Origin of the sequence: Sulfitobacter sp. UBA4523, assembly GCF_002388305.1 — a bacterium.
Taxonomy (GTDB): Bacteria; Pseudomonadota; Alphaproteobacteria; order Rhodobacterales; family Rhodobacteraceae; genus Sulfitobacter; species Sulfitobacter pontiacus.
Genome location: NZ_DGMH01000068.1, coordinates 932 through 5765 on the forward strand (window position 1 = coordinate 932; position 4834 = coordinate 5765).

A 4834-nucleotide genomic window follows, 5' to 3' on the forward strand; every position below is an offset into this window, starting at 1 on the left:
AATGTTGGCGGCGAAGTGCTCTGCACCGTATTCTAAGGAGAGCAAAATGTCTCGTATTGGTAAAAAACCGGTCGACCTGCCAAGCGGTGTTACAGCATCCGTGAGCGGCCAGACCATCGAAGTCAAAGGCCCCAAGGGAACACGTTCCTTCAAGGCAACTGACGACGTTACATTGGCTGTCGAAGACAACGTGGTCACCATCACACCACGCGGCAAATCCAAGCGCGCACGCCAGCAGTGGGGCATGAGCCGCACAATGGTAAGCAACCTGGTTGCCGGCGTCACCGAAGGCTTCAAAAAAGAGCTTGAGATCCAGGGTGTTGGTTATCGTGCTGCCATGAACGGCAACACGCTGAAACTGAACCTGGGCCTGTCCCACGATGTTGACTATGTGGCACCCGAAGGTGTGACAGTCACAGCACCGAAACAGACCGAGATTGTGGTAGAAGGCATTGACGAACAGCTTGTTGGTCAGGTCGCTGCGAACATCCGCGCATGGCGCAAGCCCGAGCCCTACAAGGGCAAAGGCATCCGCTATAAGGGTGAGTTCGTCTTCCGCAAAGAAGGCAAGAAGAAGTAAGGATCGCACAGATGGCAAACAGCAAAAGACAACTGTTTCTGAAACGCCGCCTGCGCGTTCGGAACAAACTTCGTCGGGTCAACGCAGGGCGTCTTCGCCTCTCCGTTCACCGCTCGAACAAAAACATCAGCGCCCAGCTGATCGACGACGTAAACGGGGTCACATTGGCTTCCGCGTCCTCGATGGAAAAAGACTTGGGCGTTGTTGGCAAGAACAACATCGAAGCAGCGACCAAGGTTGGTTCGGCAATCGCCGAGCGTGCCAAGAAGGCCGGTGTAAGCGAAGCATATTTTGACCGTGGCGGTTTCCTGTTCCACGGCAAGATCAAAGCTTTGGCCGATGCAGCCCGCGAAGGCGGTCTGAAAATCTAAGCGAACGTAGGCGGCGCGGGTCTCGCGCCGCCTCGATGATCCGGGGGCTTTGCCCACTTGGATTGACTCTATGACGCGCGCAAGCGCAGCACCAAAAGGATGATGCCGCATGGCAAGAGATGACAACCGGGGTGGCAACCGCCGCAACCAACGCGACGAGACACCCGAATTCGCCGACCGCCTAGTGGCGATCAACCGCGTTTCCAAAACCGTTAAGGGTGGTAAGCGCTTTGGCTTCGCTGCACTTGTCGTTGTTGGCGACCAAAAGGGCCGCGTAGGCTTCGGCAAAGGTAAAGCGAAAGAGGTTCCAGAAGCCATTCGCAAAGCCACCGAGCAAGCTAAGCGCCAAATGATCCGCGTTCAGCTGCGCGAAGGCCGCACTTTGCACCACGACATGGAAGGCCGTCACGGCGCCGGTCGCGTTGTAATGCGCACAGCACCAGAAGGTACCGGGATCATCGCCGGTGGTCCAATGCGTGCCGTATTCGAGATGCTGGGTGTTAAGGACGTTGTATCGAAGTCCATCGGGACCCAGAACCCTTACAACATGATCCGCGCCACCATGGATGGCCTGAAAAAAGAATCTTCGCCACGTGCTGTTGCTCAGCGTCGCGGCAAGAAAGTTGCAGACATTCTGCCCAAGCGTGAGGACAATGTTGAATCGTCCGCACAAGTCGCTGAGGAGGCATAAGCATGGCTAAGACGATCGTAATCAAGCAGGTTGGCTCGCCAATCCGCCGCCCCGCCGACCAGCGCGCTACGTTGATTGGTCTGGGTCTGAACAAAATGCACCGTGTGCGTGAACTGGAAGACACACCTTCCGTTCGTGGCATGATCCGCAAAATCTCTCACATGGTTGAGATCATCGAAGAAAAAGGCTGAACGCTTTCCTAGAAAGCTAGAGGCTTTATATTGGTCTTGCTGCTCGATATCGACGCCCCGTGGGAAACTACGGGGCGTTTTAATTTGTCTCGGGCACCTGGGAGTTGGGGCAGGGCTTGAAACCTTCAGGCCTCCCGTCTATACGCCCCCAGTGGCCACCAGTCCGCCACAAGAATCATGCAACGCCGCGTTTGGCCGCTCCCGTCGCTGGGGGCCACATCCGGCAAAAGGAGAAGCGACATGAAACTTCATGAACTGTCTGACAACGAAGGCGCCACCAAGAAACGCAAGCGCGTAGGCCGTGGTCCTGGTTCCGGCACCGGTAAAATGGGTGGCCGTGGTATCAAAGGTCAGAAATCCCGTTCGGGTGTATCGATCAACGGTTACGAAGGCGGTCAAATGCCCTTGTACCAACGTCTTCCAAAGCGCGGCTTCACCAAGCCAAACCGGAAGTCCTATGCCGTTGTGAACCTGGGCCTGATCCAGAAATTCATCGACGCCAAAAAGATCGACGCCTCCGCTGCGATCACCGAGGACGCCCTGATTTCCTCCGGTCTGGTTCGTCGCAAGTTGGACGGTATCCGCGTTCTGGCCAAAGGCGATTTCAACGCCAAGGTTGAACTGCAGGTATCCGGTGCATCCAAATCCGCGGTTGAAGCCGTAGAAAAAGCGGGCGGCAAACTGACCGTCACAGCACCTGCCGCGGCAAACGCAGACGCGTAACCCGACCTTTTGCCTTGTGAGCGGGACGCGTCCCGCTTACATAGTCAATCGAGTTTTCCCAAATGCCGCCCGCCGGAAAACGGCTTGGGCGGCGTTTTTGCAAAGAAAGAGCCCTATATCATGGTATCAGCCGTCGAAAGCATGGCCGCCAACACCAGTTGGTCCGCGTTGGGCAAGGCGACAGACCTGCGCAACCGGATTCTATTCACTCTGGGGTTGTTGATCGTTTATCGCCTTGGCACGTTCATTCCGGTTCCCGGGATCGACGGCACCGCCCTGCGCCAGTTTATGGAAAGCGCGGGTCAAGGCATCGGCGGCATGGTTTCCATGTTCACCGGCGGCGCACTTGGCCGTATGGGGATCTTTGCCTTGGGTATCATGCCCTACATCTCTGCATCGATCATCGTTCAGCTGATGACCTCGATGGTGCCCGCGCTTGAGCAGCTCAAGAAAGAGGGCGAGCAGGGGCGCAAGAAGATCAACCAATACACCCGCTTCGGTACGGTGGCTCTGGCGACGCTCCAGGCCTATGGCCTGGCGGTCTCCCTTGAGGCTGGCGATATCGCCGCTGATCCGGGCATGTATTTCCGCATCGCTTGTATGATCACGCTGGTCGGTGGCACGATGTTCCTGATGTGGCTGGGTGAGCAGATCACCGCACGCGGCATCGGTAACGGTATCTCGCTGATCATCTTTGTTGGCATCATCGCCGAGGTTCCTGCCGCGATCGCGCAGTTCTTCTCCTCGGGTCGTTCCGGTGCCATCAGCCCCGCGATTATCGTTGGCGTGCTGGTTATGGTCATCGCGACGATCATGTTCGTCGTCTTTATGGAACGCGCCTTGCGCAAGATCCACATCCAGTACCCGCGCCGTCAGGTTGGGCAAAAGATGTACGATGGCGGTTCTTCGCACCTGCCGGTCAAGGTAAACCCCGCCGGTGTTATCCCTGCGATCTTTGCCAGCTCTTTGCTGCTGCTGCCGGTCACGATCAGCACGTTCTCGGGCAATTCTACCGGTCCGGTGATGTCGGTTCTGCTGGCCAACTTCGGCCCCGGCCAGCCGCTGTACCTGCTGTTCTTTGTCGCGATGATCGTCTTCTTTGCGTATTTCTACACGTTCAACGTCAGCTTCAAACCTGACGAGGTTGCGGACAACCTGAAGAACCAGAACGGTTTCGTCCCCGGCATCCGCCCCGGTAAGAAAACCGCCGAGTATCTGGAATATGTGGTGAACCGCATTCTTGTGCTCGGGTCGCTTTACCTCGCGGCTGTATGTATTCTGCCCGAAATCCTGCGCGGCCAGTTTGCGATCCCGTTCTACTTTGGCGGTACGTCGGTGCTGATTGTTGTGTCCGTGACCATGGACACGATCCAGCAGGTACAAAGCCATCTGCTTGCACATCAGTATGAAGGTCTGCTTGAACGTTCCCAGTTGCGCGGTAAGTCTGGCAAACCACGGAAAAAACGGAGCCCGGTACGTCGATGAACATTATTCTCTTAGGACCACCCGGAGCGGGTAAAGGTACACAAGCGCGTCATCTGGTTGAGACACGCAATATGGTACAGCTTTCCACTGGTGACATGCTGCGTGAAGCCAAAGACAGCGGGACCGAGATGGGCAACATGGTTGCCGATGTCATGGCACGCGGTGATCTGGTGACCGACGAGATCGTGATCGGCCTGATCCGCGAAAAGCTGGAAGACACCACTGACCACGGCGGTTTCATCTTTGACGGTTTCCCACGCACGCTGGCGCAGGCCACCGCGCTTGGTGAGCTGCTGGAGGCGACAGGCAAGCCATTGGATCACGTGATCCAGTTGGGCGTGGATGACGAAGCGCTGGTCGCGCGTATTTCTGGTCGGTCCACCTGCGGCAACTGTGGCGAAGTCTATCACGACGTGACAAAGCCGCAGCCAGCCGACGGTAAGTGCGAAAAATGCGGCGCGTCTAACTTCAAGCGCCGCGCAGACGATAACGAGGAAAGCCTCCGCAATCGTTTGATGGAATACTACAAGAAGACCTCGCCGCTGTTGGGCTATTATTACGCCCACAACATGCTTACGCGCGTTGACGGTCTGGCGGACATCAAAGAGGTGCAGGACAGCATCGCCAAGGTTCTGGACGCTTAATCCAACCTTACGATCGACAGGCAACGGCGCGCTTTTCGAAGCGCGCCGTTTTGCTATTATATGGGGCAGGGTGGGGTGCTTTCAGATTGAAAGGGATATCCATACGGCGGACCGCCGCTATGGGTTGACGCGCCAGTCAATTCCTCATA

Annotated in this window: 7 protein-coding genes; all 7 read left to right on the top strand. The window is 56.7% G+C overall.

The window, feature by feature from the left end; translation table 11 throughout:
* The first annotated feature begins 46 nt into the window (after positions 1 to 46).
* Entirely contained in the window at positions 47 to 580 is a 534-nt protein-coding gene (gene rplF, locus B3849_RS16615; RefSeq protein WP_005849804.1) for a 50S ribosomal protein L6, read from the top strand.
* An 11-nt stretch (positions 581 to 591) separates the two neighbouring features.
* The gene (gene rplR / locus B3849_RS16620) at positions 592 to 951 is read left to right on the top strand and encodes a 50S ribosomal protein L18 (protein ID WP_005849801.1); all 360 of its coding nucleotides are present in this window, start codon (positions 592 to 594) and stop codon (positions 949 to 951) included.
* A 109-nt stretch (positions 952 to 1060) separates the two neighbouring features.
* Complete coding sequence (gene rpsE / locus B3849_RS16625) at positions 1061 to 1642, top strand: 30S ribosomal protein S5 (RefSeq protein ID WP_005849799.1); 582 nt, start codon at positions 1061 to 1063, stop codon at positions 1640 to 1642.
* 2 nt (positions 1643 to 1644) lie between these two features.
* Positions 1645 to 1833: a 50S ribosomal protein L30 gene (rpmD, locus tag B3849_RS16630; protein WP_005849797.1), complete on the top strand. Its 189-nt coding sequence runs from the start codon at positions 1645 to 1647 to the stop codon at positions 1831 to 1833.
* A 240-nt stretch (positions 1834 to 2073) separates the two neighbouring features.
* Entirely contained in the window at positions 2074 to 2556 is a 483-nt protein-coding gene (rplO, locus tag B3849_RS16635; RefSeq protein WP_005849796.1) for a 50S ribosomal protein L15, read from the top strand.
* Positions 2557 to 2676: 120 nt separating this feature from the next.
* Positions 2677 to 4041, top strand: coding sequence for a preprotein translocase subunit SecY (gene secY, locus B3849_RS16640; protein ID WP_037945112.1), 1365 nt, complete (start codon positions 2677 to 2679; stop codon positions 4039 to 4041).
* Entirely contained in the window at positions 4038 to 4685 is a 648-nt protein-coding gene (locus B3849_RS16645) for an adenylate kinase (RefSeq protein ID WP_286780451.1), read from the top strand. The genes secY and B3849_RS16645 overlap by 4 nt, the downstream gene beginning before the upstream one ends.
* Positions 4686 to 4834: the final 149 nt, after the last annotated feature.